Below are 25,552 nucleotides of genomic sequence, written 5' to 3'. Positions count from 1 at the left end.
CGTAACGGGCGGGTACGGGAGGTACGGGGTCGTGGGCGATCAGCAGGAACAACCGGAGCACGGGTACGAGCACGAGGCGGGGTCGGGCATCCTGCACGTCTTCGGGCAGCAGTTGAAGCTCTGCCGGATCCGGGCGGGTCTGGAGCGGACCGAGTTCGGGTCGAAGACGGGTTACTCGGCGTCGACCATCGCGTCGTTCGAGCAGGGGCGCCGCATTCCGCCGCCGAAGTTCATCGACAAGGCGGACGAGCTGCTGGACGCGGGTGGGTTACTGAAGGCGAGCAAGGAGGAGGTCGCGCGGGCACAGTACCCGGCGTTCTTCCGGGACGCGGCGCGGTTGGAGGCGCAGGCGGTCGAATTGCACGTCTATGCCACGAACGCCGTACCGGGGCTGTTGCAGACGGAGGAGTACGCGCACGCGGTGTTCGCCATGCGGCGTCCGCTTCTGGACGAGGAGACGATCGCTCAGCGAGTAGCTGCCCGCCTCGCCCGGCAGGAGATCCTGTCACGCACTCCCCTGCCCACAATCAGCTTCGTGATCGAGGAGGCTGTGCTGCGCCGCCCGTCGGGTGGCCGCATGGTGATGCGTGGCCAACTCGAACACCTGCTGCTCTGCGGACAGCGTCGCAATGTCGAGCTCCAGGTGATGATGACGGACCGCGAGGAGCATGCTTGCTTGGCTGGCCCGTTCTCCTTGATCGAGACGAGAGAAGGACGGAGGATCGCGTATGTGGAGGCGCACAAGGACAGCCGTCTCTACACGGAGCGACAGCCCGTCCGGGAGCTTGAGGAGCAGTACGGGATTCTCCGGGCTCAGGCGCTCACTCCGCGCGAATCGCTGGCCTTTGTCGAGAAGTTGCTTGGAGAGAGATGAACGTCGAAGCGACCGTGCAGCCTGTTCCGGAATCCGCCTGGTTCAAGAGCAGTTACAGCAGTGGTGAGGGCGGCGAGTGCGTGGAGGTCGCAGCCTGCCCCGGTGTCGTCCACGTCCGCGACTCGAAGGTCACGGCGGGGCCGACCCTGCGGGTGACCGCCGAGGGCTGGGCGGCCTTCGTGGAGTTCGCCGCGCAGTGCTGAGTGCTCGAGAAGGGGCCCCGTCACCGGAGTGCACCGGCGACGGGGCTCCTCCTTGTACGCGTCTGTACGCGAGCCTCAGTCACTACCGGTCGCTGCGCTGCGGCAGTTCCCAGAGGCCGGAGTGGCCGGGCGAGAGCGACAGGTCGCGCCGCACGGCCGCGTAGTACGTCTCCCGCGCCGCGCGCTGCTTGGCCATCAGGGCGGACCAGGCGTCCGGCGCCCGGTCGGCCCTCGCGCAGGAAGGGTGAAAGGGGGTGCGGATGCGGGTCGTTGCCCAGGTGGGCCGCGACCCGGTACGTGTATCCGCAACTCCCGGGCGCCACGCGGTCAGTGGCGGCCGCGACGTGCCCTCCGGTGGGCGGTCCGCAGGGCGCGCGCCGCGGCCTCCGACACCCGCTTGTCCGGGTGGTGGTCACGCAGAGCGGTCAGGGTCCGGTGGGCGGTGCCGGGGTCCTCGGTGGCGAGGGACCGGACCAGGGCGGGGGCGCCCCCGGGCCAGGCGGCTGCCTCCGCGTCGAAGGCGGGGAGCAGGGTGGTGGGCGGGATCTCGTCCGGCCCGGGGATGCGGGTGCCGCCGTTCTCGTGTCGCTCCGCCACGTGCGCGCGCATGTCGTCCGTCCACCGTGCGTCCAACTCCTCGGCGAGCAGCGTCGCCCGGGCGCTCGGCGGCACGCTCTCCTCGGGGACCTCGTCGCCGCGTGCGAGCAGGAGCCGGCGGGCCACGGCGCCGGTCACGGGGTCCGTGAGCGCGGTGCGCAGGGCCGCGGTCGGGACGCCGGCCCGGTCGAGGAGAGCGAAGAACTCGCGCAGACGCGTCCCTTGGCGGTCCTCCGCCTTGGCCTCGGAGACCGCGGTGAGCAGCGGCGCCCAGGCCGCGCCGCTGTCCTGTTCGGCGCCTTCCCGTGGCGCACCTGCTTGTTCCGCGCCTGCTTGTTCCGCGCCTGCCCGGCGATCGGCCCAGGCGGCGAGGGTCCGTGCCGCGATGCGCGGGGGCCAGTTGCGGACCGCGGCGACGGTGTGCGCCGCGTCCCACCCGGCGACGGTGGCGGCGTCGGGCGCGGCGACCTGTCCCGCGGCCATCACGTGCCGCATGACCGCGCCGCCGAGCGGCGTCAGGCCGAAGGTGTCGCCCCGGCGGAAGACGCAGCCGGTCTCGGCCAGGCGGTCGACGAGCGCGGCGAGGGAGCGGGCGGTGGCGTCGATCGCCTCGCGGTCGGCCTCGGTCCGGCCGGGCAGCCCGAGCAGGACCGACAGCTCCTCGGGGGACGGGGTCTCGTACGCCGCCGGTGCGATGGCGGGCACCTGCGCCGGGGCGTCCTCCAGCTCGGGCGGGATCTCCGCGACCTCGGTGTCGGACGCCTTGCGGGCCACGGAGTCCGGTGTGCTGCCGCGTTCGTAGAGGGAGTAGAGGACGTGGGCGCCGTCCAGGGCCCAGCTGTCCTGCGGGCCGCTCACGGTGGGCAGCAGCTCGACCTGGGCGGCCAGGATGTCGGCGGCCAGCTCGATGAGCTCCTGCGGTGTGCCCTCGTCCCAGACGGCGGTCGCGGGCCCGGGGAGGCCGCAGCGTTCGGCGATCTCCCGCCGCTCGTCGTTCAGGTCGCCGCCCGCGGCCAGGGCGGCGGGGAGCGGGGCGGCGTGCAGCAGGGCCCGGATGTCCCTGGGGGCGGGCACGCGGGCCGGGGGCGGCAGGGGGACCGAGGAGGCGCCGTAGTAGTCGAGGTGTTCGTCGAGCATGCGGTCCGCGAGGGCGGCGTGGGGCAGTGCCTCGGGGCTGGGCGCCAGGCCGGCGTGCGGCCCGGCGAGCGCCTCGGTCAGTCCGGCGGCGGTCCAGCGGCTCGTCAGGGCGTCCGCGATGCGTTCCAGTTCGGCGCCGAGCGCGTCGTCGGGCCGGTCGGCGTCGAGGGGCGGGGCGGGGAGCAGCGGACCGGCCGGGGAGGGTCCGGCGGTGTCCCGTGCGAAGGCCGCGAGCAGTGCCTCCGCGAGCCGCGCGCGAGTGGCGAAGGTCCGGCCGGCGATCTCGAAGCGGTGCAGCGTTTCGGGGAGCGCGGGCCGCTCGGCCCGCGGGGTGCGCTCGTACGCGTCGAGCCAGGCCCGTACGGCGTCGGGGTCGCCCGGGTCCGTGCCGTCGGCCCTCAGAAGCGAGGCGTACCAGCGCGGCCACGTCAGAGCGGCCGGGTCGGCCATGGCGGCGCGGAAGCCGGGCACGGCGTCGTCAATCGCCGCGAGGAGGCGGGCGTGCCGCTTGGCGTTGAGGCGGCCCGCCGCGCGGACGCGGTCCGCGAGCGCCGTGAGCACGGCCGGCACCGCGGCAAGCTCCTCGTCGGACGCCCACAGCAGTCCCGGCAGATCCTCGTGGAGCACCTGGGCGACCAGCTGCGGTGTCGGTTCGGGCACGCCGCTCCGGCGGTCCGCGCCGCGCAGCGCGAGCAAGGTCAGCACCGCGTCCGCGGGGCGCACGGGCAGGGCGGTGCCCCGCTCGCGGGCGGCCCAGGCGAGGAAGTCGTCGAGTCCGGTGTTCAGCGCTGTGGTACGAGTCACGCGGGGAGCGTATGAAACCGGGCAGGCCCCAGGCGGCTCCACCGGACGCCGGGTAGCCCGATCGAGCGAGCGACCGGCTCACCTGCGCCTCCTGCGGCCCGGCTGGACTCGTCGGCGGTGCGCCGATGAGTTCCGGGGCCGCGGCCGGTCACCCCTGCATGACTGCCTCTGCCACACCTGCTGCCTCCGGGACCTCACCCGTACCCGACCTCCGGTCCGCCGCCGACGGCATCGCCGGACTGCTCCCCCGCATCGGCGACGAGCAACTGGGCGACCCGACGCCGTGCCCCGCGTACGCCGTGCGGGAGATCCTGGCCCATATCCACGGGCTGGCCACGGCCTTCCGGGACGCCGGGCGCAAGGATCTCGGCCCGACCACCGATCACAGCCCGGACGCCGAGCGTCCGGTGCTCCCCGACGACTGGCGCACCGCGATTCCGCAGCGCCTGGACGAGCTGGTCAAAGCCTGGCGAGCGCCCGGCGCATGGGAGGGCATGACCCAGGCCGGGGGCGTCACGCTGCCCGGGGCCGTGGCGGGCCGGGTGGCGCTGAACGAGCTGGTCGTCCACGGCTGGGACCTGGCACGCGCCACGGGCCAGCCGTACGCGCCCGACGAGGCGAGCATGGCCGTCTCGCGTGAGCTGCTGACCCCGACGGGCGACGACGAGCTGCGGGAGGGCATCTTCGGCCCGGTGGTGGCGGTGCCGGACGGCGCGCCGTTGCTGGACCGGATCGTGGGCCTCAGCGGCCGCCGCCCCGACTGGACACCGGCGGACGCCCGCTGACTCGCGCGCGGTCGGGGGGCGGGTCCACCGGGCCCCCGACCGCGCCTGCCCGTCGCTGTACGCGGGAGACGGACGGGCCTTACCCCATGCCCCGGGAGCGGGGATTGGCTGAGACCCCGTCAGGCCGCCGTGCCGGACCGCCGAGGTGGCGGAGCGCACTGCGGAGCCCGTCGGCGTGACGCAGGGGTCCCCTCGCGCCCAAGAGATCAGCGCTCTGGGGCCGGCAGCTCGCCCGTGCAGGTGGCTCGTCCGAACTCGCCTGTGGCCGTGGCGCGTTGGACGTGCTTGCCGCGGATGGCGAGGGTGCAGGCCGCCTGGCCGCCCTTGCCGTCGAGCGTGACGGCGACGACCGGGTTGTTGCCGACCGGGACCTGGACGGTCTTCTGCCAGGGCAGGGTGACGCCCTTCTCGACGGTGGCCGTGCCGGACTCGCTGCGGGCGAGGTAGGAGATCTCCACGGTGCCCTCGCCGGTGACCTCGTACGTCACCTCGGCCGTGGGCACCGCGCGTTGCTTCGGCTGCTGCTCGTCGCTGTCGAGCAGGCCGTAGCCGACGAGGCCGCCGCAGGCGAGCAGCAGTGCGGCGGCGATCGCCAGGCCCTGGCGCGCGCCCGAGCCCTTCTCGTCCGCCGGCGGCCCCGTGGGCGCGTCCGTAGCCGGAGCCAGGTCGGCCGGCTCGGCCGACTCGGCTGCCGCCCGGTCCGCCTCGGTCACGGCGTCCGCCGCCTCGCCCGCTGCCTTGTCCGCGTCGCTTTCCTCGCTTCCGTTCACCTGCTCTTCGGCGGTCGTTTCGGCAGTCGTCGTGCCGTTGGTTTCCGGATGGTTGTTTTCCGTGGACGACATGAGTGGGCCCCCGGCTTTCGCTGCTTCGGCTGACGATGAACCGGGCGGTTATACACCATTCCTTCGGCGGGAGTCGAGCGAGCGGATGAAGCGGGGCGAAGTGACTCCGGTTCAGGGTTCGGATGTACCGGAATGTCCGTGTGTTTGACATGGCGTCGGCCAAGTGATTAGAAACCCGCTGCCACGTGGAGGGGTTCGGCTTCTTGCCCTGCTCACCGCGTTGCACAGCACCACCCCAAGCCGGGCGTAAACCCTCGCTCCGGCTCGTTTGGCGTGCCCTTTTCGCATGCACGGAATCGGGCCGCCGATACCGAAAGGTATTGAGGTGAAAGTTCCGTACAGGAGATATATCTCCTGTCTGGTCGTCTCGGCGGTAGCGGGTACGCTATTGCCGCAAGTGGCGTATGCCGCGCCGGTTTCCGAGAGTTCCGACGACAAGGGCGTCGTCGACACGGTTGCGGGCTGGTTCTCGGACGACGACAAGGGCCGGGAAAAGCCGCCGTCGTACGGGAGCCGGGGTATAGCCGACCGGCAGAAACTGCCCCAGGCGAAGAACGACCCGAAGGCGAAGCGGGTCAGGGAGCTGACGGGCCGGCGGACGGCGAACGCCCGGTTCTGGCAGCTGTCTGACGGACGAGTCGAGGCCGAGCTGTCGGCGGCTCCGACGTCGTACCGTGATCCGTCGTCGAAGTCGTGGAAGACCATCGACACCGCGGTCACGGCGACGAAGGCGAAGGGTTTCGACTTCGCCAACACGACGAATACCGGCCGTAGTTGGTTCGGTTCGGCCCCCGAGCGGCTGCTGCGGTTCGAGGCCGGCAGCGGCGAGGCCGTCACCCTCGGCCTGGAGGATGCGAGCGGCGGGAAGCTGAAGCCCGAGGTCAAGGGCGGCTCGGTCACCTACCGGGGCGCGGCCGGCGGTGCGGATCTCCAGTACCAGGTCGGTCCCGGCCGGGTGAAGGAGAACATCGTTCTGGACGAGGCTCCGTCCGGTCCGGTGTCGTTCACGTTCACGCTGGACACGGACGGGCTGGTGCCGAAGGCCCGCAAGGACGGGTCGATCGCGTTCTTCGGCGAACTGCCGAACACACCGGTGCTGGTCATTCCGGCGCCGTACATGACGGACGCGAAGAAGGATCAGGCATCCCCGTACGGATACGCCTACAGCGCCGCTGTCACGCAGAAGCTCACGCGGGACGGCAAGGGCTGGAAGCTCACCGTCACGCCGGACGCGAAATGGCTGGCGGCGAAGGATCGCCAGTACCCGGTCGCGATCGACCCGACGATCACCATCGCGCCGTCACCGTCCGGGTCCCAGGACACCATGGTCCTGTCCGACTCCGCCTCGACGAACTTCAACTCGTCGTGGAAGCTGTCCGCGGGCAAGACCTCCAGCAGCGCCCAGGCCCGGTCCCTGCTGAAGTTCCCGCTGGACGAGATCCCCGCCGGGGTCAAGGTCGACGGTGCGCGGCTGAGTGTCTACTTCGACCAGGCGCACACCACCAACGGCAACGACGTCACCATCGAGGCGCACCGGGCGACGGGCGCCTGGGACGAGTCGACGGCCACCTGGGACAACACGTCCGGCCTGCTGGGTGAGCTGTCGGGCACGAGCGTGCAGGTCGACGACGGGGACGCGGGCACCACGGCCGCGACCGGCGCCTGGCCGGCCTCCGGCTCCACCCTCACGCAGTACGCGATCGGCCAGGACTACCGCTACAACAAGGACTCGGTCGCCGGGGACACCTACACCTGGCAGCCGAAGGTCACCGACACGGGCACGTACCGGGTCGACGTCCACTACGTGGCGGCCTCCGACCGGGCGACCAACGCCCCGTACACGGTGACGCACCGGGACGGCACCCAGACGTTCACGGTCGACCAGTCGGCCGGCACGAACGGGGTGTGGACGTCGCTGAACGGCGGGACGCAGCTGCCGTTCACCAAGGGCACCGTCGGCAAGGTCGTCCTCGGCGACGGCCCCGCCTCCGACACCACCGCGGTCATCGCGGACGCCGTGCGCCTGGTGAACCCCGCCCAGATCGTGAAGAACACGGGCGAGTACAACCAGTGGCACGACTTCCCGGTCGCCGACACCGTCCAGCAGTGGGTCAACGGCACCGCGAACCACGGCTTCATCCTCAAGGCCAAGGACGAGTCGTCCACCGGCCCGCTCGGCGGTCCTCGCTACGAGGCCGGTGACGGCTACTACGGCGGCGAGACGTCCAGCATTCCGCGGCTGACCGTCACCTACGGCAACGTGGGCACGGCGCTGAACTCGCCGACGGTGGTGCACTCCACCGGACCCGAGCTGTCCTGGCCGAAGTACACGAACACCACCGGTGACACCGGCCTGGACATCGTGGAGTACCAGCTGCACCGCTCCACGCAGCAGGCGTTCACGCCGTCCGCGGCCACGCTGATCGCGCCGATCGACAAGGCCGCGACCACCCACACGGACACCACCGCGGTGCCGACCCCGGACTCCAGCAGCGCGGAGATCGGGAAGTCGTACTACTACCAGATCGCGGTCAAGACGGCGGGCGGGCAGCTGCTCGGATCGCCGACGCGTGTGGTGGGCATCCCCAAGGCCGGCCGGACGATGAAGATCATCCAGGGCAGCCAGGGCGGTGTCACCGACACCACGCTCTCCTCCGCCCAGCCCACCACCAACCAGGACACCATCCAGTCCTGGGGCGTCGGACAGAAGTGGCTGAGCGTCGGCAACAACTCCAGCACCTACGGCAAGACCCGTGCGGTGCTGAAGTTCCCCACCACATCCATTCCGACCACCGCCACGGTGCTCGAGAACAAGATGTACATGTGGGGCGCGGAGACCACCACCGGCAGCAGCGGAGCGATCTACGAACTCCACTCCCTCACCCGCGACTTCACCGAGACCCAGGCCACCTGGAACAACGCCAACTCCACCACCACGTGGACCACGGCCGGCGGCGACATGTCCGCCACCGTCTCCGACACCGTCGCGAACATGTCCGACGTCGGCCGCCACTGGTGGGACGCCACCAGCCTGATGCAGAGCTGGGTCAAGACCCCCACCAGCAACAAGGGCGTCGCCGTTAAGCTGAAGGACGAGTCCACGACCGGCCCGCAGGAGCGCACGCTGTTCCTGTCGGGGGAAGCCGCCGACCCGCAGCTGCGCCCGTACATGCAGGTCATCTACGTGGACTCCACGACGGAGGACACGTACTACGCGCCCACCACCCCGGCCCGGATGACCCCGAACACCACCTACACCGTGGAGTTCACCGTCACCAACACCACCGCTTCGGCGTGGGCCGCGGGTGAACGGGAGCTGTCCTACACCTGGAAGCTGCCCGACGGCACGGACGTGACGACCGGCGGCAACCAGCTCGAGACGGCGATCCCGGCACTGCTGCCGGGCAAGTCGGCCACCATCCAGGCCAAGGTCGCCACCCCGATCAACTCGGACTCGGGCAACAAGCGCAACGAGTACGTGCTCGGCTGGGACGTCCGCAAGATCTCCGACGGCACCTGGCTGTCCGCCGGGACGGGCGGGATTCCGTCACTGAAGCAGAACGTGGCGGTCGAGGACCCCACCTCCAACAGCCTCGGCATGGAGAAGTTCTACAGCTACACCGGCAAGAACACCGGCGCCGGCTCCACGGTCATGAACAACCTGGCCGCCGGCAACACCGTGTGGCAGTACAACGCGTTCACCAACCCTGGTCGGGGACTGAGTACGTTCGCTCGGTTCGCGTACAACAGCCTTGACACGAGTGACACGGTCGCCGGTCACGGCTGGTCGTTCCAGGCTTCCGGACCCATCCGTATGGGTGCGCCGCTGGACTTCCACCCGAACCCCAACCCGACGGAGATCCGGCTCCCGGACGGCGACGGCACCACGCACGTCTTCCGCTGGGACAGCGTCAACAGCGTGTGGAAGGCCCCGGCGGGCGTCCACTACAAGCTGGCGATGAAGTCGGGCCTGGACTGCAAGCCGACCAAGGACCCCGTCCCCGACGCCTGGACCATGACCAGGCCCGACGGTACGCGGTTCCTGTTCGGCTGCGACGGCTATCTCACCTCGACGGTGGACAAGAACGGCAACACGCAGACGTTCACGTACGAGGAGCGCAAGTCCAACAACAAGCCGACCAAGTTCCTGACCTACATCACGGACCCGGCCGGCCGTCAGTCGCTCACCGTCGACTACTACAAGAAGGGCGACGCGTCCTACGAGTACATCAACGACCTGGGCGCGAAGGTCACGGGCTCGAACCTGACCAACTCCAAGATCTACGACCACGTGAAGTCCATGACGGACATCTCGGGCCGCAAGATCGCCTTCTATTACACCACCAAGGGTCTGCTCGGCCAGTTCACCGACGGCGTGGGTTCCTCCCAGCCGAAGGACTTCACGTTCACCTACGACGCCACGCAGGGGAACAAGAACGTCAAGCTGGTCAAGGCCACCGACCCGCGCGGCAACGCCACGCAGCTGGCGTACTACGCGCCGCAGACCGGTGACGACCCGAAGTACCACTGGTGGACCAAGACGATCACCGACCGTCTCCAGGGCACCACGAACTTCGCGTACAAGCCCAACGTCCTGAACACCAAGTTCACCGACACCAAGGTCACCGACGCCGAGAACCACGCCACGGACCACGTCCTGGACGACTTCGGCCGCCCGGTCCAGACGACGAACGCCAAGTCGCAAACTACGAAGATGTCGTGGGACGCCGACAACAACGTCACCTATCTCGAGGAGGCCAACGGCGCCAAGACCGCGTACTGCTACGACCAGAAGACCGGCTACCCGCTCTGGCAGCGCGACGCGGAGAACAACAAGACCGGCGTCCCGCCGGCCTCAGACTGCGCCCCGGGCGTCTACCCGGCGAACTCCGCGCAGTACACGTACCAGACGCGTGCCGACGGCTTCGCCGCCGACCTGTTCACCAAGACCTCCCCGGAGGGCCGCAAGTGGCAGTTCGGCTACGACTCCTTCGGCAACCTGAAGACGGTCACCGACCCCAAGGGCGTCGCCACCACGACGGCGGGTGACTACACCACGTCGTACGAGTACGACTCCTACGGCCAGCTCACCAAGGCGACGGACGCCAACGGCAACCCGACGTCTTACGACAGTTTCGGGCCCACCGGCTACCCGGCCACGATTACCGACGCGAAGACGAAGGCGACGAAGTACGTCTACGACGAGCGCGGCCAGGTTACCGAGGTCACCGACGCACTGCTGAAGAAAACCACGCAGACGTACGACACCTTCGGACGTCCACTGGTCAGCACTGTGCCGAAGGACCAGGCGGCGGGCGTGCTCATCACGACGCCTGCACCGGTCTACGACGCCAACGACAACGTCACCCAGTCCACGGCGCCGAACGGTGCGGTATCCACCGCGGTGTACGACGCCGCGGACCAGATCACCTCGGCCACGGCGCCCAAGGACACCGCCACGTCGGACGAACGGAAAACGACCTACACGTACGACAGGGTCGGCAACCTCAAGACGACGACGGAGCCAAAGGGCACGCTGACGACGTCGGATTCCTCCGACTTCGTCACGACGCAGAACTACGACGAGATCTACCAGCTCACGTCCGTTCTGAGCGCGGCGGGCGACAAGATCTCGTACGAGTACGACAACGTCGGCAACGTCACCACGGTCATCGACCCCAAGAAGAACGCGACCGCGGACACCACCGACTACACCACCAAGACCGCATACGACCTGAACCACCGGGTCACAACGGTCACGGACGCCGCCGGGAAGACCACGAGCCGTACGTACGACAAGGACTCGCTCGTCGTCTCGACGACGGACGCGGAGAACAACACCACCACGGTCACCTACGACGAGCGCGGCAAGGTCGTCGAGCAGAAGGTCCCGCACACCGGCACCGCGGCCATCACGTACCGGACAACCAAGTTCGACTACGACCAGGTCGGCAACACCACCAAGGTGATCACGCCGCGGGGTGTGGAAACGGCTGCCGCGGACGACTTCGTGTCGCGTACCGAGTACGACGCGCTGAACCGTCCGGTGAAGCAGTTCCAGCCGTACGACCCGGCCGATGCCCGCTACAACGACCCGAACGTCTACACCCAGACGGTGTACGACGCCGTGGGCCGGGTGGAGAAGACGTCACTGCCGCCGTCGGAGGGCCAGACGGTTCGCAACGACACCACGTACAGCTACTTCGACAACGGCTGGGCGAAGTCCTCCACGGACCCGTGGGACATCGCCACCACGTATGACTACAACGACCTGGGCCAGCAGACCGCCCGTACGCTCACCTCGACCGGCGGTTCCTCGAACCGCACCATGACGTGGTCGTACTACCCGGACGGCAAGCTCAAGTCCAAGTCGGACGATGGCGTCCCGGTCGGCAGCGCCGTCGTGCTCGTTGACAACTCCGACACCCAGAACACGTCCTCCACCGGCACCTGGACGAAGGGAAGCGTCACCGGTCAGCAGGGCTACGACCACGCCACGCACGCGACGGGCGCGGGCACGGATGCCTTCACATGGGCGCTGAACGTCCCGGAGGACGGCACGTACACGGCGTACGTGAAGTTCCCGAAGGTGACGGGCGCAGCGACGACGGCGAAGTACACCGTCCACCACAAGTCGGCGCTCGGGCTCGACACCACGACCGACAAGACGATCGACCAGAACGCCGGGACCGGCACCTGGGTCTCGCTCGGCTCGTTCAGCTTCAAGCAGGGCAACGACGCCAAGCTCCAGCTGTTCCAGAACAGCGGCGGCGTGGTGGTCGCGGACGGCGTGAAGCTCGTCCGGGACTCCACATCAGACGTCGACAACGAGAAGAAGACCTTCACCTACACCTACGACGCGAACGCCAACCTCACGAAGATTGACGACACGTCGTCGGGCGCCAAGATCGACGCCTACACGGTTGCCTACACGGGCCTCAACCAGGTCCAGAAGGTGACCGAGTCCCTGGCCACCCTGGAGAAGAAGTCCACGTCGTACACCTACGACGCCAACGGCCAGCCGGAGACGGTCACCCACCCCGACCAGTTCTCCAAGTACACCTACGACCTGCGTGAGCTGGTCAAGACAGTCTCGGTCGGCAAGACGTCCACGGACGCGTCCCCGAAGGTCACGTCGTACACGTACACCGACCGCGGCCAGAAGCTCCAGGAGACGAAGGGCAACGGCAACACCGTCGACTACACGTACTTCCGCGACGGTGCGCTGAAGACGACGAGCGAGAAGAAGCCGAACGGCACGCTCGTCTCCTCACACACCTACGCCTACGACCCGAACGGGAACAAGGCGCAGGACGTGGCGAAGAAGATGAACGCCGACAACCACGCGGCGTACCTCGACTCCACCACCGACTACACCTACGACCCGGCCAACCGGCTGGCGAAGTCGGTGAAGACCGGCAACGGCGCCGGGACGGAAACCTACGTCCACGACAACAACGCCAACGTCATCAGTCAGACGGTCAAGGGCACGACGACGACCTACTCGTACGACCGCAACCGCCTGCTCAGCGCCACGACCAGTGGCGTCACGGCAAACTACAACTACGACCCGTTCGGACGCCAGGAGTCCGTCACCTCGGGTGGCCAGGTCATCTCCCGGAGCGTGTACGACGGCTTCGACCACGTCATCGAGTCCCAGAAGATGGACGACACCGGCGCGATGACGTCGACGACCTACACCTTCGACCCGCTCGACCGCACCCAGTCCAAGACCGCCGACGGCAAGACCACCGACTTCACCTACCTCGGCCTGTCCGGCGAGGTGCTGAACGAGGAAGTCGCCGGCACCCTGACCAAGTCGTACCAGTACAGCCCGTGGGGCGAGCGCCTCTCGCAGGTCAAGCACAACACGGGCGGCACGACCGAGGACAGCTACTACGGCTACAACAGCCACACCGACGTCGAGACGCTGACCGACGGCAACGGCGACACCAAGGCGACGTACGGCTACACGGCGTACGGCTCCGACGACAAGTCTGAGTTCACCGGCATCGACAAGCCGGACGCCGCGGACCCGACGAAGGAGGCGTACAACCCGTACCGTTACAACGCCAAGCGCTGGGACGCCCAGTCCGAGACGTACGACATGGGCTTCCGAGACTACAGCCCGGGACTCAACCGCTTCACCACCCGGGACATGTACAACGGCGCACTCGCCGACATGAGTCTCGGCGCCGATCCCTTCACGGGCAACCGATACGCCTTCACCGGCGGAAACCCCATCAGCTTCGTCGAACTGGACGGTCACATCCCCTGCTATGGAACAGGTCTCACCACAGTGTGCGGTGAGGAGCAGGTCGAGGCAGCCACCAGGCCGATGTCGGGTGATGGCGGGGACTTCCTGTGGGGCATGGGCCGCTACATCGCCTCCACTCTCGAGTTCATCTCCGAAGCAGGTCCAGGATGCTGGTTCCAGGACTGCTCTAGCTGGGACACGGACTACGACAAGTTCGCCGCGGAACACGGTGCGGACACCGGGTCCGACATGTACGGGGGCGGCGAAGCAACCATTAGCATTTCGCTTCTGGTAGGTAGTTTCGGCATGGGTGCGCCGCTCCGCGGTGCACCCATGGCTGGTCCAGGTGCTTTGAGCCCGGCTCGCAGTACTATCCTTGGCGGCAAGTACTACACGCCGGAAACCGGCCTCAAGGCGCTTATCAACCCTGCCGGAGGAGGGACGAACTGCCGAGCATGCGTGATCTCTACGGATCAGCTCCTCGCCAATGGATCCCGCTCCAACGCATTGCCGAACATTCCTCGCGGCAGCGTGGAAGTCATCGAAAAGTTCTATGGGCGGAAGTTCCGCACCAGGAGTTTTTCGAACATCGTAAGTGACATACAGAAGGCCGGGGATGGCGCCAGGGGTATCGTCTGGGGTCTCGATAAGGATGGTGGACACGTGTTCAATGTGGTGAATACTCATGGACGTGTCACATTTCTGGACGGCCAGTCAGGGAACGCCAGTCACGCTCCGACGTGGGACGGCTACCAATTCATGAGGACTAACTGATGATTTCGGAAGACGAAGCCAGAGAGGTTGCCGCCGAGTTTTTGCGCGCCAGCCGTACTGCTGGCGAACCGGAACTCGGCATCGATTGGGTACGGGTCCGGGTGAAGGAGGGGCATCTCATCGCTCCGTACAACTCCACCTGTTTCCTGGAAACCCGTGACCCCAGGGATCAGCTGCTCGACTGCTGGCCGATCCTGGTGAATTTGTCTACCGGAGAGGCCCGCTTCGGCAAGCTGGAGGAGCGGGAATTCTGGCGGCTTGGCTAGACCGGACAAGTGCATGGCGGCCGACTGCAGGGATGCTTCGGCCGCCATGGCTGTCGTCCGTCGCGTGTACTGGGCCTGAATCCACTCGCCGGTGATCGGGATGGAAAAGGGCTGATGCAGGTACTTCGGGTGGCCCGGAGGGGGTTCGCCTCCGGGCCACCCGACAGTACTTGCGCCCTTCTTGAACTGATACTTCCTCAGCCTGCTGACGAGAACGACTGGTTGGGTGCGGTCGAACGGAACGGCGAGCTCTTGGCAGGTGGCACAGATGAACCAGCTTTTGACCGCAACCGGGTGGGAGCCGAGAGGGGCGGCGATGGCATGGAGGCAGGTGGAGAGCGAACTCGGGGTTGAACTCCCAGCTGACTATAAGCAGTTGTGCGAAGACTTCGGATGCGGCGAGTTTTCAAATTCCCTCCACGTGCTCTGTGTCGACCAGAGCCAGGTGTTCGACCTGCTCACGCGATGGCGTGTATTCCTGAGTGACGCGGTCACGTTTGGGGTCGACGACGACGACGTCGACCCGATTTTTGATCCTTATCGAATTCATGAGCCCGGGAAGGGCGGGCTCATTCCATGGGGCTCCACCCGTTCCGGGGACGAATTCTATTGGCTGGTCGATGCCGAGGGGGCCGGCCCCTGGCCCATCCTGGCCCGCGTCGCCGATTCGACGAACTGGCGCAAATTCAATTTGTCGGTCCCGGAGTTCGTCCTTCGAGTCCTGACGGATCCCGACTTTCGACCCTTCGGAGTGGCTGGTCAGATTCCCCGGCCTTCGTTCACGCCGACCGGGGAATGAGTGATCGCGCCCTGAGGCCGGGCCCAGATTCGCCATAGACTGGTGTGATGTCCTTCCCGGCTCAGGAGGCCGATACGAAGATCGCGGCAATCGGATTCGCCGTGGGCGCAGTGGCGTGCCTTACCGGAATCGTCGTGCCAGTCGCCCAGGATCGTCGCTGATGCGGTCCAGAGAGGGCCCGCCAGACTGTCTGGCGGGCCGTCTGTTTCCTCTTAAAATGTCGGAACGGTCGCTTTTCTCTCTAGAACCGGTGCATTCGATTCGCCCCTGGTCTCGCCGCCCAGGGTCATCCCGCCGCTGGCGTGCGTACAGACTCGGAGATCCGGCCCGGGGCGCGGCGTCGCGGGGCCGGGCGGGATCAGCTCGATGGGCTGCTGTGGGCCGTCGGTGTGTACACCGAAGAGGTGATCGTCCACCGCGCAGGGGCGAGATGGGTTGACTTCACCCCTGATGGGCGCGAGTTGGTCGGGTAGCCGTTCGGCACCGCATGCCCGACGTGTCTGGATTCCTCTGGGGAGGGATGTGACACGTTCGACGCGGCCCGGCCCTTGTGCGTCGCCTACAGGAGGTGGTCGGCCTTGCCTGCCTTGATGTCGCGGATCAGGTTGCGCAGGGCCTCGCGGCTGTCGGTGAGGTAACGGTCCTCCTCGCCGGATATGGCGATGTAGCTGTTTCCCTGGTCGTCGGTGCCCAGGCGGTAGCAGGAGTTGCCCTCACCGCAGTACGGCGGTTCCCAGTTGACGTGTGGCATCGGAACGTCCCCTCACAGTTGCTGCGCGATGATACGGATGAAGCGACGCGAGTCCTCCGGGGACAGCGCGATCTTCTCCATCCAGTCCAAGTGGGCCCGGTACTTCGCAAGTTGCGCCTCCGAATGGAGGAAGTCCGGTCCGTGCGAGTTGTCGATCTGAACGGTATCGAGCTGGGGTACCGGACCTTCCGCGTACAGGACCGTCTGCCCTGCGCCGGGGAACGCACCTGCCTCGAAGGGGAGTACCAGGAGCGTGACGTTGTCGCGCGTGGACATCTCCAGCAGGTGTTCGAGCTGGGCCAACGCCACAGAGCGCCCGCCGAACTGCATCCGCAAGGCGGCTTCATGGACGATGCCTGTGAAGGGGACCGGACGGTGGCCCGTCAGGATCTGCCGGCGCTCCACGCGATGGGCCAGACGCACAGCGATCTCGTGCTCGGGCAGCTGCGGGATCACGACCCGGAAGACCGCCAGCGCATGATCAGGGGTCTGGAGCAGGCCGGGGATGTGCACGGAGTAGGCCGCCCGCATGCGTGCGGCGTGCGCCTCCAACTCGGCGATGTCCAGCAAACCCTGGGGCAGGGTGCCGCGGTAACGCTCCCACCAGCCGCGCTTTGCGGGCTGCGCCATCTCGGCCAGGGCGTTCACGTACCTCTCGTCCGTGCAGTCACAGTTGCAGGCGAGTGTGCGCAGCCGGTCCGGACTGATGGGGCGAGTCCCGGACTCGATGTTGGAGATCTTGGCCCGGTCCACTCCGAGCAGTCCGGCCGCGAACTCGGCTGACACACCGGCTGACGTGCGCATCTTGCGCAGCTCGATGCCAAGCCGCTTCTGGCGTTCGGTCGGAGAGGTCCTCGCAGCCATGCCGTTTCCTTCCGCATGCGGTCGTGTGCAGTCTGCCGCTTGCGCGCGCGTGCGGGCCACACGGGGGCACCTTTTCCGAGAAATGGGGGCTAATTTGCCCTCGAGTGCTCTACATTGAGTAACGCACCGCTCACGCAGACGAGTTGGAAGTGCATCACGCGTGCCCGCCCGCAGTCTCCGTCCCTGGGAGGGGCGAGCCCGCGTCAGGGAGACAGGCCACCTCTCGCCGCGGCGAGCAACCACCCTCCATGACAAGGGAGTCCGCCATGCCGCCGCCCCGCCCTGTGCCCCATCGCCCCGCGCCCCGGCGCCCTTACCACCGCACCACCCCGGGGACTCGCGGTGAGCCTCACGCTCCCCGGGGAGCCTCAGAGCGCCGCGATCGCCCGGATCGCGGTCACGTCCACGCTGCGCGCGCACGCGCTCGGCCGCTACGTGCCGCCCGCCGTGCAGGCCGCGTCCGAGATCGTCGCGGTCACGGCGCGGCTCGCACCCGGCGCGGACCTCTACCTCTCGCTCCGGCACCGGGACGACCACCTGCGCCTGGTCGTGTGGGACCAGCACCCCCGGCACGCCGACCCCGCCGCCGTAACGCTTTGCGCGGCCCGGCGCCGGCGGGCGCTGTGGCTGCTGGACGCCGTCGTCGACGACTGGGGCGGCCGGTGGGGGATCTGCAAGGCGACGCCGCAGCCCGACCGGGGCTCCAAAACCTGGGTGGTGCTGCCCCGTTAGCGGGCCTGTGCCGGGCCTCTGGCCCGGCCCCGGGCCGTCCTGCCGCTCCGCCGAAATCCGCGGGAGATGCGGGCCCTTGCCCTGCCATGATCCCTCCATGTCGCACACGTCACGCGGTTCACGCACGTCGCGTTCGCCTACGTCGCGTACGTCGCGCCGTACGGATGCGAAGCCCTCGCTCTACATCTCCGTCGACGTCGAGGCGGACGGCATGATCCCCGGCCCGTACTCGATGATCAGCTTCGGCGCGGCCGTCGCGGGCCGTCAGGACGCGGACGGCTACGTGCCGGCCGATCCCGAGGCGTGCACCTTCTACCGCGAACTGCGGCCCATCAGCGACGCCTTCGTGCCGGAGGCCCTCGCCGTCAGCGGCCTGGACCGCGAGCGTCTGCTGCGCGAGGGCGGCGAACCGGGTGAGGTGATGGCCGGGTTCGCCGCCTGGGTGCGCGAGGCCGCCCGGGGGGGCGGGCGCGCAGCCGGTGGTGTGCGGGTATCCGGCGTCGTACGACTGGACGTTCCTGTACTGGTACCTGATCCGGTTCACCGGGGCGAGCCCGTTCGGCCACTCCGGCTGCCTGGACATGAAGACCCTGTACGCGACAAAGGCGCGCCTGCCGCTGCGTGCCGTGGCGAAGGGCACGATGCCGCCGGCGCTGTTGTCCTCGCGCCGGCACACCCACCACGCCCTGGACGACGCGATCGAGCAGGCGGAGCTGTTCAGCAACCTGATGCTCTGGGAGCCGGAGACGGAGACGGAGCGCCTGTCGAACCGAGCGCCCTGAGGCCCTGAAGTCTGCGCAGGCAGACAGGGCGTGCGGTTCCGAGCGGGGACACTCACAAGATTCGATCGAAACGCTCAATTACGTCAGCAGTATTGAGCGATTGAGCAACTCGGTGCTAGAAACCGGTCACTTGACCGCCCCTCGGCACCGGAGGACCCCGATGACGACTGCCTGGACCCGTCGTGGCTTTCTGCACGTGACCGGCAGCACCGCCCTCGCGCTCACGATCGCCGCCCCGGCCCCGGCGGCCGGGGCCGCCACCACGAAGAACAGCACGACGGCTGCCGAGGACGAGTTCGACACACTGCGCGCGACCTGGCGCGATCTCGTCCTCGGCACCGGCTTCAGTCCGACCGCCGAGCCGTTCCGTTCCCGCCTCGCCGAGCTCGGCACCACGGCCGCGGGCCGGCTCGACTCGATGGACCCGCGCGCCGGCTCGCTCTGGCCCGACCTGGTCTTCGCCGACCCCGAGCCGGACACCGACCAGGAGTCGTACCGCTACTCCGCGAAGCTCGTGGACAGTTACGCGCGCCTGCGGACGATGGCGGAGGCGTACGTCCGCCCGGGCACGGGTCTGACCGGCGACCCCGGACTCGGCTCCGGCGTCGTCACCGGCCTCGACCACCTGTACACCCAGGTGTACAACGAGAACCGCACGCGGTACGGCAACTGGTGGAGCTGGCAGATCGGCGCCCCGCAACTCCTCCTCGACGCCTGCGTCCTGATGTACGACCTGATCCCGGCCGACCGCATCGCCGCGTACTGCGCCGCCGTCGACCACTTCGTGCCGGACTCGGCGGTCGGCTCGTACACCGGCACGAGCACCGGCGCCAACCGCGTCGACCTGTGCCGGGTCATCGCGGTGCGCGGGGTCGTCGGCAAGAACTCCGCGAAGATCGCCCTCGCCCGGGACGCGCTCTCGCCGGTCTTCCCCTACGTCACCTCCGGCGACGGGCTGTACGCCGACGGGTCGTTCGTCCAGCACACCTGGGTGCCGTACACGGGCTCGTACGGCTCGGTCATGCTCGGCGGCATCGGGCTGCTCCTCGCGCTGCTCGCCGGGTCGTCCTGGGCCGTCACCGACCCGGGCCGGCAGACCGTGCTGGACGCGGTCGAGAACGCCTGGGCCCCGTTCCTCCACAACGGCCTGATGATGGACGGCGTCTCCGGCCGCGCGCCGAGCCGCGGGGTGTCGGCGACCGACGCCAAGCGCATCCAGCAGGACGACCACACCCGCGGGCACATCGTCCTCGCGTCGATCGTCCTGCTCGGCCAGGGCGCCAGCACGGCCGAGAACGAGCGCTGGCGCGGACTGGTCAAGGGCTGGATGCAGCGTGACTACTACAGCCCGGCGCTCCAGGACCGCTCGCTCGGACTGGCGGCGCTGGCCCGGCTGGCCGGGGTGCAGAACGACACCTCGCTCTCCCCCGTCGCCGAACCCACCGGGCACCGGCTGTTCGCGGCCATGGACCGGGCCACCCACCGCAGGCCGGGCTGGGCGGCCTCGGTCAGCATGGCGTCCCGGCGGATCACCCACTACGAGACGGGCAACGGGGAGAACCTGCGGGGCTGGCACACCGGAAGCGGAATGCTCTACTGGTGGGGCGACGGCTACGGCAACGGGCAGTACGCGGACGCCTTCTGGCCCACCGTCGATCCCTGCCGGCTGCCCGGCACCACCGTGTCGAAGAAGCCCCTGGCCGACGCGGCGGGCGGCGACTGGGGAGCCTCCCGGCCGGACGTGACCTGGGTCGGCGGGGCGACCGACGGCACGTACGCGACCGTCGGCCAGCACCTGAAGGGCCTGTCGAGCACCCTCACCGCGAAGAAGGCGTGGTTTCTCCTCGACGACACGACTCTCTGCCTGGGCGCGGGCATCACCTGCGCCGACGGCACGGCCGTCGAGTCGGTCGTGGACAACCGGAACCTCGGCGCGTCCGGTACGCACGCCCTGACCGTCGACGGCACGGTCCGGCCCTCGACGCTCCCCTGGTCGGCGTCCCTGTCCGGCGCCGGCTGGGCACACATCGGCGGGTTCGGCGGTTACGTGTTCATGGACGGCACCGGCCTCAAGGGCCTGCGCGAGCAGCGCACCGGCCGGTGGAGCGACATCAACAGGGGCGGCTCCACGGACCCGGTCAGCAGGCGCTACCTGACGCTGTACCTGGACCACGGCACGGATCCGGTGGACGCGGGGTACGCGTATCAGCTGCTGCCGGGCGCGAGTGCCGAGCGGACGGCGGCGCGCGCGGCGGACCACGGCCGGATGCTGATCCTCGCCAACTCCGGGGCGCAGCAGGGCGTTCGGGTGCCGGCTCTCGGCTTCACCGGGGTCGCCTTCTGGTCCGGCGGGACGGCCGGCCCCCTGGTGGCAAGTGCCCCGTGCGCCGTGCTGATCCGGGAGAAGGACGACGGCACGGCGGTGGTCTGCGTCGCCGACCCGACGCGGACCCTGACGTCGCTGACGCTGACGTGGAACCGGCCCGTCGCCTCGGTGGTCGCCAAGCCGCCGACGGTCACATCGGCGACGACGGGAGCGTCCCTCCGCCTGACGTTCGGGAACCTGAGCGGCACCGCCGGCGCCACGCAGGAGATCACCGTCCGGCTGGACCGACGCGACAGGGCCCGCGGCAGGGCCGACGGCTGATCCGCTCAGCCCGGCGTCTCTCCCGCCAGTGCTCCGCAGGAGGCCCGCACCCTCAACTCGGGCAGCAGGTCCACGTGCTGACGCGGCGACGGCCTGCTGCCCGAGCCCTGCTCGGCGAGCCGCTGCAGCAGCAGGCCGGCCGCCAGTGCGCCGACCGACCGCTTCGGCGGCGCCACGGCGGTGAGCGGTACGTCCGCCATGCCCGCCACCTCGTCGTCGTACGCGATGAGCGCCAGGTCGCCGGGGACGGCGATGCCGCGCGCCTGCAGCCTGGGCACGAGCACGATCGCGTCCTCGTCGCTGTGCACCAGGGCCGCGGTCACGCCGTGCCGGGTCACGGCCTCGGCGAGGTGCGCGGCCGGCGCGTCGTAGCGGGCGTGCCCCTGCCGGTCCGGCGCGAAGGCGAGCGGTGAGCCCGGTGCCGCATCGAGCCCCAGGGTCTCCACGGCCACCCGGTAGCCGGCGGTGATCTGCGCCGCGTGCGGGCCCTCCTGGACCACGGCGGTCACCGTGCGGTGGCCGAGCGCGGCGAAGTGGGCCATCGCCATCGCGGCTCCCTGCGCCCGGTCCGTGCGCACCCGGTCGAGTCCCGCCGCCGGGTTGCCCGCGGGCGCCCAGCGCTCCACGAGCACGACCGGGGCCCCGCACCCCAGCAGCCACTCCTCCTGACCCTCCACGGGCACGCCGTCGAACCAACTGGGGGCCACCAGCAGCCCGTCGGCGCCGCCGGCGAGCATGCGTCCGGCCTGCACCGGGTCCTCGGTGTCGAGGTAGCCGGTCATCCCGAGGACGAGCCGGCCGCCCTGCGCCTCGACCGCTTCGCGCGCGCCGCGCACGATGTCGGCGAAGACGAAGTTGGTGGTCGGCACGATCATTCCGATCACAAATCCGTCGCCCTCCGCCGCCGGCGGCTCCTCGGCGCTCCCCCCGGGCCACAGGACGGAGCCGTGCGTGCGGCGTACCCGCCCCTGGGCGGCGAGCGCCTCCACGTCACGGCGCAGGGTCACGGCGGAGACGCCGAGTTCGTCGGCGAGGTCGGCGACGCGCAGCCTGCCCCGCTGCCTGACCAGCTCCAGGACCCGCGCATGACGCTGATCGACGTGCTGCCTCATGTCCGCCCCCACTTCCGCTCCGCCGACGGCGCATCGCGGCAAGCGTATCGATCGCTTTCCGCTCCGAACGATCGGCCGCAAGGGCCCACCTGCGGGGGTGTCCGTACGGTCCCCCGAACGAGGCGGGCGGGCCGCCCGGGGCTGTTCCCGGGCGGCCCGCCACATCCTGTCCGCGTGCCGTCAGTGCACAGCGGCCTGCGCCGGAACCTCGTCGGATTCCGGCGAGGCGTCCTCTGACGAAGTGTTCTTCTTCCCCAGGTGGTTGAAGGCCAAATTGAGGAGGATCGCCACGATGCACCCGGTGGAGATGCCCGAGTCCAGCACCACCAGCAGGTCCTTGGGGAACGCGTGGTAGAACTCGGGCGCCGCGATCGGGATCAGCCCGATGCCGACGGCGGCGGCCACGATCAGGGCGTTCTCGCCCTTCTCCAGGGCCGCCGTCGCCAGCGTCTGAATGCCGCTCGACGCGACGGTGCCGAAGAGCACGATGCCCGCGCCGCCGAGCACCGGCAGCGGTACGAGGGCGATCACCGAGGCGGCCACCGGGCACAGGCCGAGCAGGATCAGGATGCCGCCGCCCGCGGCGACGACGAAGCGGCTACGGACTTTCGTCATCGCGACGAGCCCAATGTTCTGGGCGAAGGCGCTGCACATGAAGCCGTTGAAGAGCGGGCTGATGGCCGAGCCGAGCGTGTCGGCGCGCAGGCCGCCCTCGATCACGCGCTCGTCCGCGGGGCGGTCCACGATCCGGCCGAGCGCCAGCATGTCGGCGGTGGACTCGGTCATGCACACCAGCATCACGATGCACATGGAGACGATCGCCGCGATCTCGAACTGCGGTGCGCCGAAGTGGAACGGCGTCGGGAAGCCGACGAGGCCGGCGTCCTTGATGGCGTCGAGGTTCGTCATGCCGAGCGGCAGGGCGACGAGCGTGCCGACGACCAGGCCCAGCAGGATCGCGATCTGCTGGAGGAAGCCGCGCAGCAGTTTGCGCAGGGCCAGCACGACGACGAACGTGAACGCCGCCATGCCGATGTTCTTCATCGAGCCGTAGTCGTCAGCGGTGGGGTTGCCGCCCTGCGACCAGTTGAAGGCCACGGGCAGCAGCGAGACGCCGATCAGCGTGATGACGGTGCCGGTGACGACGGGCGGGAAGAAGCGGACGAGCTTCGAGAAGTAGGGGGTCAGGACGAAGCCCAGCACGCTGGCGACGATGATCGCGCCGAAGATGACGGCGATCCCGTCGTACCCGCGGTCGCGGCCTATGGCGACCATCGGCGTCACACCGGCGAACGAGACGCCGTTGACGAACGGCAGCCGGGCGCCGACGCGCCAGAAGCCGAGCGTCTGCAGCAGCGTCGCGATTCCGGCGGTGAACAGACTCGCGCCCATGAGGAACGCGGTGTCCTTGGCGTCGAGGCCCACGGCGGGGCCGACGATCATCGGCGGGGCCACCACACCCGCGTACATGGCGGCCACGTGCTGCAGCCCGGTGGTGAACATCTTGAACGGCGGAAGGGTCTCGTCGACCGGATGCTTCCGGTCTGGTGCCTCGGCGGTCGGGGTATGCGCGGCCACGGCGGTGCCTCCGGTCGGGGATCACGTCTCGGGGACATGGGTGTCAAGGAGGTGGTGCAGGTGGGGTGGTGCAGTTGTTGCTCTTGATGCGCCGTGCACATACCGGATCGCCCAGACCGGTGGTGCGGAAGGCGACCGTGCCGGAAGCTGTCGGCGCGAGTCACCTTCACCGGGGGGTACGTGCCTTTGTCGCACGCACCCCCCGGCGAGGGCTGCCGTGGACCCCGCTCGGGTCCGCGGCCGCCGGCCGGGGGCCGTCCCCCCCGGCCGGACTTCCTGGGGAGGCTCAGCCCTGGGCCGTGATACGGGCCAGGCGCCGGGCCTCCGCGCGAGCGTCGCGGGCGATGGCCTCTTCGTCCGCGAACAGCAGGCGGTTGTTCTCGACGATCTGCCGGCCGTTGACGAACGAGGCCGTCACCGGGGCAGCGGCGCCGAACACGATCGCGGTGACCGGGTCGGCGATCGAGGAGTGGCCGATGCCGTCGATCTTCCAGAGCACGAGGTCGGCGAGCTTGCCGGGCTCCAGGGAACCGATGCTGTCGGCGCGGCCGAGGACCTGCGCGCCACCGTGGGTGCCGAGCCGCAGCGCCTGGCGGGCGTTGAGAGCGGCCTCGCGGTGGGCGCCGAGCCGGTTGATGAGGAGCGCGTTGCGCAGCTCGGTGTGGAGCTCACCCGACTCGTTGGACGCGGTGCCGTCGACGCCGAGGCCGACCGGGACGCCCGCCTTGAGCATGTCGGGGACGCGGGCGATGCCGGCGGCCAGTCGCGCGTTGGAGGACGGGCAGTGCGCCACACCGGTCCTCGTCCGGGCGAAGGCGGCGATGTCGGAGTCGTTCATGTGGACGCAGTGCGCCATCCACACGTCCTCGCCGAGCCAGCCCGTCGACTCGAAGTAGTCGGTGGGGCCCATGCCGAAGAGTTCGTGGCACCACTTCTCCTCCTCCACGGTCTCCGAGCCGTGCGTGTGCATCCGCACCCCGAGACGGCGGGCCAGTGCGGCCCCCTCCTTGAGCAGCTCGGTGGAGATGGAGAACGGCGAGCAGGGGGCGACGGCGACCTGGGTCATCGCGTCGAAGGAGGCGTCGTGGTGCTGGTGCACCGTCTCCTCGGTCGCGGCGAGGGCGCCCTCCGTGGTCTCGACGGCGAAGTCCGGCGGCAGACCGCCGTCCTTCTCGCTGCGGTCCATGGAGCCGCGGGCGAGGGTGAAGCGGACGCCCATGTCCCGGGCGGCGCCGATGATGGCACCGGACAGGTCGCCGGCCCCCTGCGGGTAGACGTAGTGGTGGTCCATGGCGGTGGTGACACCACCGCGGGCCATCATCGCGAGCGAGCCCTGCGCCGCGACGCGGGCCATCGACTCGTCGATCCGCGACCAGGTCGGGTACAGCGCGACCAGCCAGTCGAAGAGGTTGTGGTCGGTGGCCAGACCCCGCGTGATCCACTGGTAGAAGTGGTGGTGGGTGTTGACCAGACCGGGCGTCGCGAGGTGGCCGGTGGCGTCGATCCGGCGGACCACGTTCTCGAGGCCCTCGGGTGCCTTGCCGGCTCCGACGGACTCGATCCTGTTGTCGGCGACGACGAGATGCCCGGAGGCGTACTCGGTGTCGTGCGGGTCCACGGTGGCGATCGCACAGTTCTCGATGACGATGCGCCGGGGTGCCGAAGGTGCTGCCATGGCGGTGGTTCCTTCATTCCTCTTTGGTGGAGTCCCCCCGCGACGATGTCGCGGGGGAAGGGCACGGCAGGAC

Annotated in this window: 16 protein-coding genes and 1 pseudogene; 9 read left to right on the top strand and 8 right to left on the bottom strand. The window is 69.2% G+C overall.

The window, feature by feature from the left end:
- Positions 1-31: 31 nt before the first annotated feature.
- Both ACLB9X_RS07585 and ACLB9X_RS07580 read left to right on the top strand, forming a co-directional pair.
- Positions 32-874: a Scr1 family TA system antitoxin-like transcriptional regulator gene (locus tag ACLB9X_RS07585; RefSeq protein ID WP_410359466.1), complete on the top strand. Its 843-nt coding sequence runs from the start codon at positions 32-34 to the stop codon at positions 872-874.
- Positions 871-1,077 carry a DUF397 domain-containing protein gene (locus ACLB9X_RS07580; protein ID WP_410359465.1) on the top strand — a complete coding sequence of 69 codons (207 nt, stop codon included), beginning with the start codon at positions 871-873 and terminating at the stop codon, positions 1,075-1,077. Before ACLB9X_RS07585 ends, ACLB9X_RS07580 begins: the two co-directional genes overlap by 4 nt.
- An 82-nt stretch (positions 1,078-1,159) precedes the next feature.
- Here the strand turns inward: ACLB9X_RS07580 and ACLB9X_RS07575 are convergent.
- Together ACLB9X_RS07575 and ACLB9X_RS07570 are read right to left on the bottom strand one after the other, a co-directional pair.
- Positions 1,160-1,403 (bottom strand): annotated as a pseudogene (locus ACLB9X_RS07575) (hypothetical protein); the annotation flags it as partial.
- A gap of 1 nt (position 1,404) precedes the next feature.
- On the bottom strand, positions 1,405-3,615 hold the full coding sequence (locus tag ACLB9X_RS07570; RefSeq protein ID WP_410359464.1) for a hypothetical protein: 2,211 nt from the start codon (positions 3,613-3,615) through the stop codon (positions 1,405-1,407).
- A 158-nt stretch (positions 3,616-3,773) separates the two neighbouring features.
- Here ACLB9X_RS07570 and ACLB9X_RS07565 point away from each other — a divergent pair, with 158 nt between their 5' ends.
- Positions 3,774-4,400 carry a TIGR03086 family metal-binding protein gene (locus tag ACLB9X_RS07565; protein WP_410359463.1) on the top strand — a complete coding sequence of 209 codons (627 nt, stop codon included), beginning with the start codon at positions 3,774-3,776 and terminating at the stop codon, positions 4,398-4,400.
- A 206-nt stretch (positions 4,401-4,606) separates the two neighbouring features.
- Here ACLB9X_RS07565 and ACLB9X_RS07560 read toward each other — a convergent pair whose 3' ends face one another.
- Positions 4,607-5,242 carry a hypothetical protein gene (locus ACLB9X_RS07560; RefSeq protein ID WP_410359462.1) on the bottom strand — a complete coding sequence of 212 codons (636 nt, stop codon included), beginning with the start codon at positions 5,240-5,242 and terminating at the stop codon, positions 4,607-4,609.
- Between the two features lie 1,324 nt (positions 5,243-6,566).
- On the opposite strand from ACLB9X_RS07560, the gene ACLB9X_RS07555 reads away from it, so the two are divergent.
- From ACLB9X_RS07555 to ACLB9X_RS07545, 3 genes are all read left to right on the top strand, one after another.
- The gene (locus tag ACLB9X_RS07555; protein WP_410359599.1) at positions 6,567-14,273 is read left to right on the top strand and encodes a DNRLRE domain-containing protein; all 7,707 of its coding nucleotides are present in this window, start codon (positions 6,567-6,569) and stop codon (positions 14,271-14,273) included.
- Positions 14,273-14,539, top strand: coding sequence for a hypothetical protein (locus ACLB9X_RS07550; protein ID WP_410359461.1), 267 nt, complete (start codon positions 14,273-14,275; stop codon positions 14,537-14,539). The genes ACLB9X_RS07555 and ACLB9X_RS07550 overlap by 1 nt, the downstream gene beginning before the upstream one ends.
- A gap of 268 nt (positions 14,540-14,807) precedes the next feature.
- On the top strand, positions 14,808-15,338 hold the full coding sequence (locus ACLB9X_RS07545; RefSeq protein ID WP_410359460.1) for a hypothetical protein: 531 nt from the start codon (positions 14,808-14,810) through the stop codon (positions 15,336-15,338).
- A gap of 559 nt (positions 15,339-15,897) precedes the next feature.
- On the opposite strand, the gene ACLB9X_RS07540 is transcribed toward ACLB9X_RS07545, so the two are convergent.
- Positions 15,898-16,089 (bottom strand): hypothetical protein, encoded by a 192-nt coding sequence (locus tag ACLB9X_RS07540; protein WP_410359459.1) that lies wholly within the window; start codon positions 16,087-16,089, stop codon positions 15,898-15,900.
- 12 nt (positions 16,090-16,101) lie between these two features.
- On the bottom strand, positions 16,102-16,953 hold the full coding sequence (locus ACLB9X_RS07535; protein WP_410359458.1) for a helix-turn-helix domain-containing protein: 852 nt from the start codon (positions 16,951-16,953) through the stop codon (positions 16,102-16,104).
- Between the two features lie 342 nt (positions 16,954-17,295).
- Here ACLB9X_RS07535 and ACLB9X_RS07530 point away from each other — a divergent pair, with 342 nt between their 5' ends.
- The 3 genes from ACLB9X_RS07530 (at position 17,296) to ACLB9X_RS07520 (ending at position 21,114) form a co-directional block, all read left to right on the top strand.
- Positions 17,296-17,685, top strand: coding sequence for an ATP-binding protein (locus tag ACLB9X_RS07530; protein WP_410359457.1), 390 nt, complete (start codon positions 17,296-17,298; stop codon positions 17,683-17,685).
- 482 nt (positions 17,686-18,167) lie between these two features.
- A complete protein-coding gene (locus tag ACLB9X_RS07525; RefSeq protein WP_410359456.1) occupies positions 18,168-18,467 on the top strand; it encodes a hypothetical protein in 300 nt (99 codons plus the stop codon).
- A gap of 160 nt (positions 18,468-18,627) precedes the next feature.
- Positions 18,628-21,114 (top strand): polysaccharide lyase 8 family protein, encoded by a 2,487-nt coding sequence (locus ACLB9X_RS07520; RefSeq protein WP_410359455.1) that lies wholly within the window; start codon positions 18,628-18,630, stop codon positions 21,112-21,114.
- 5 nt (positions 21,115-21,119) lie between these two features.
- Here the strand turns inward: ACLB9X_RS07520 and ACLB9X_RS07515 are convergent, their stop codons facing one another.
- The 3 genes from ACLB9X_RS07515 to ACLB9X_RS07505 all read right to left on the bottom strand — a co-directional run bounded on the left by ACLB9X_RS07515 (position 21,120) and on the right by ACLB9X_RS07505 (position 25,479).
- Complete coding sequence (locus ACLB9X_RS07515; protein WP_410359454.1) at positions 21,120-22,226, bottom strand: substrate-binding domain-containing protein; 1,107 nt, start codon at positions 22,224-22,226, stop codon at positions 21,120-21,122.
- A gap of 180 nt (positions 22,227-22,406) precedes the next feature.
- A complete protein-coding gene (locus tag ACLB9X_RS07510) occupies positions 22,407-23,804 on the bottom strand; it encodes a nucleobase:cation symporter-2 family protein (protein ID WP_410359453.1) in 1,398 nt (465 codons plus the stop codon).
- A 286-nt stretch (positions 23,805-24,090) separates the two neighbouring features.
- The gene (locus ACLB9X_RS07505; protein WP_410359452.1) at positions 24,091-25,479 is read right to left on the bottom strand and encodes an 8-oxoguanine deaminase; all 1,389 of its coding nucleotides are present in this window, start codon (positions 25,477-25,479) and stop codon (positions 24,091-24,093) included.
- Positions 25,480-25,552 lie beyond the last annotated feature (73 nt).

It is taken from the genome of Streptomyces sp. 5K101 (assembly GCF_046506645.1).
Classification (GTDB): domain Bacteria; phylum Actinomycetota; class Actinomycetes; order Streptomycetales; family Streptomycetaceae; genus Streptomyces.
This window is presented reverse-complemented; position numbering and strand designations above follow the sequence as displayed.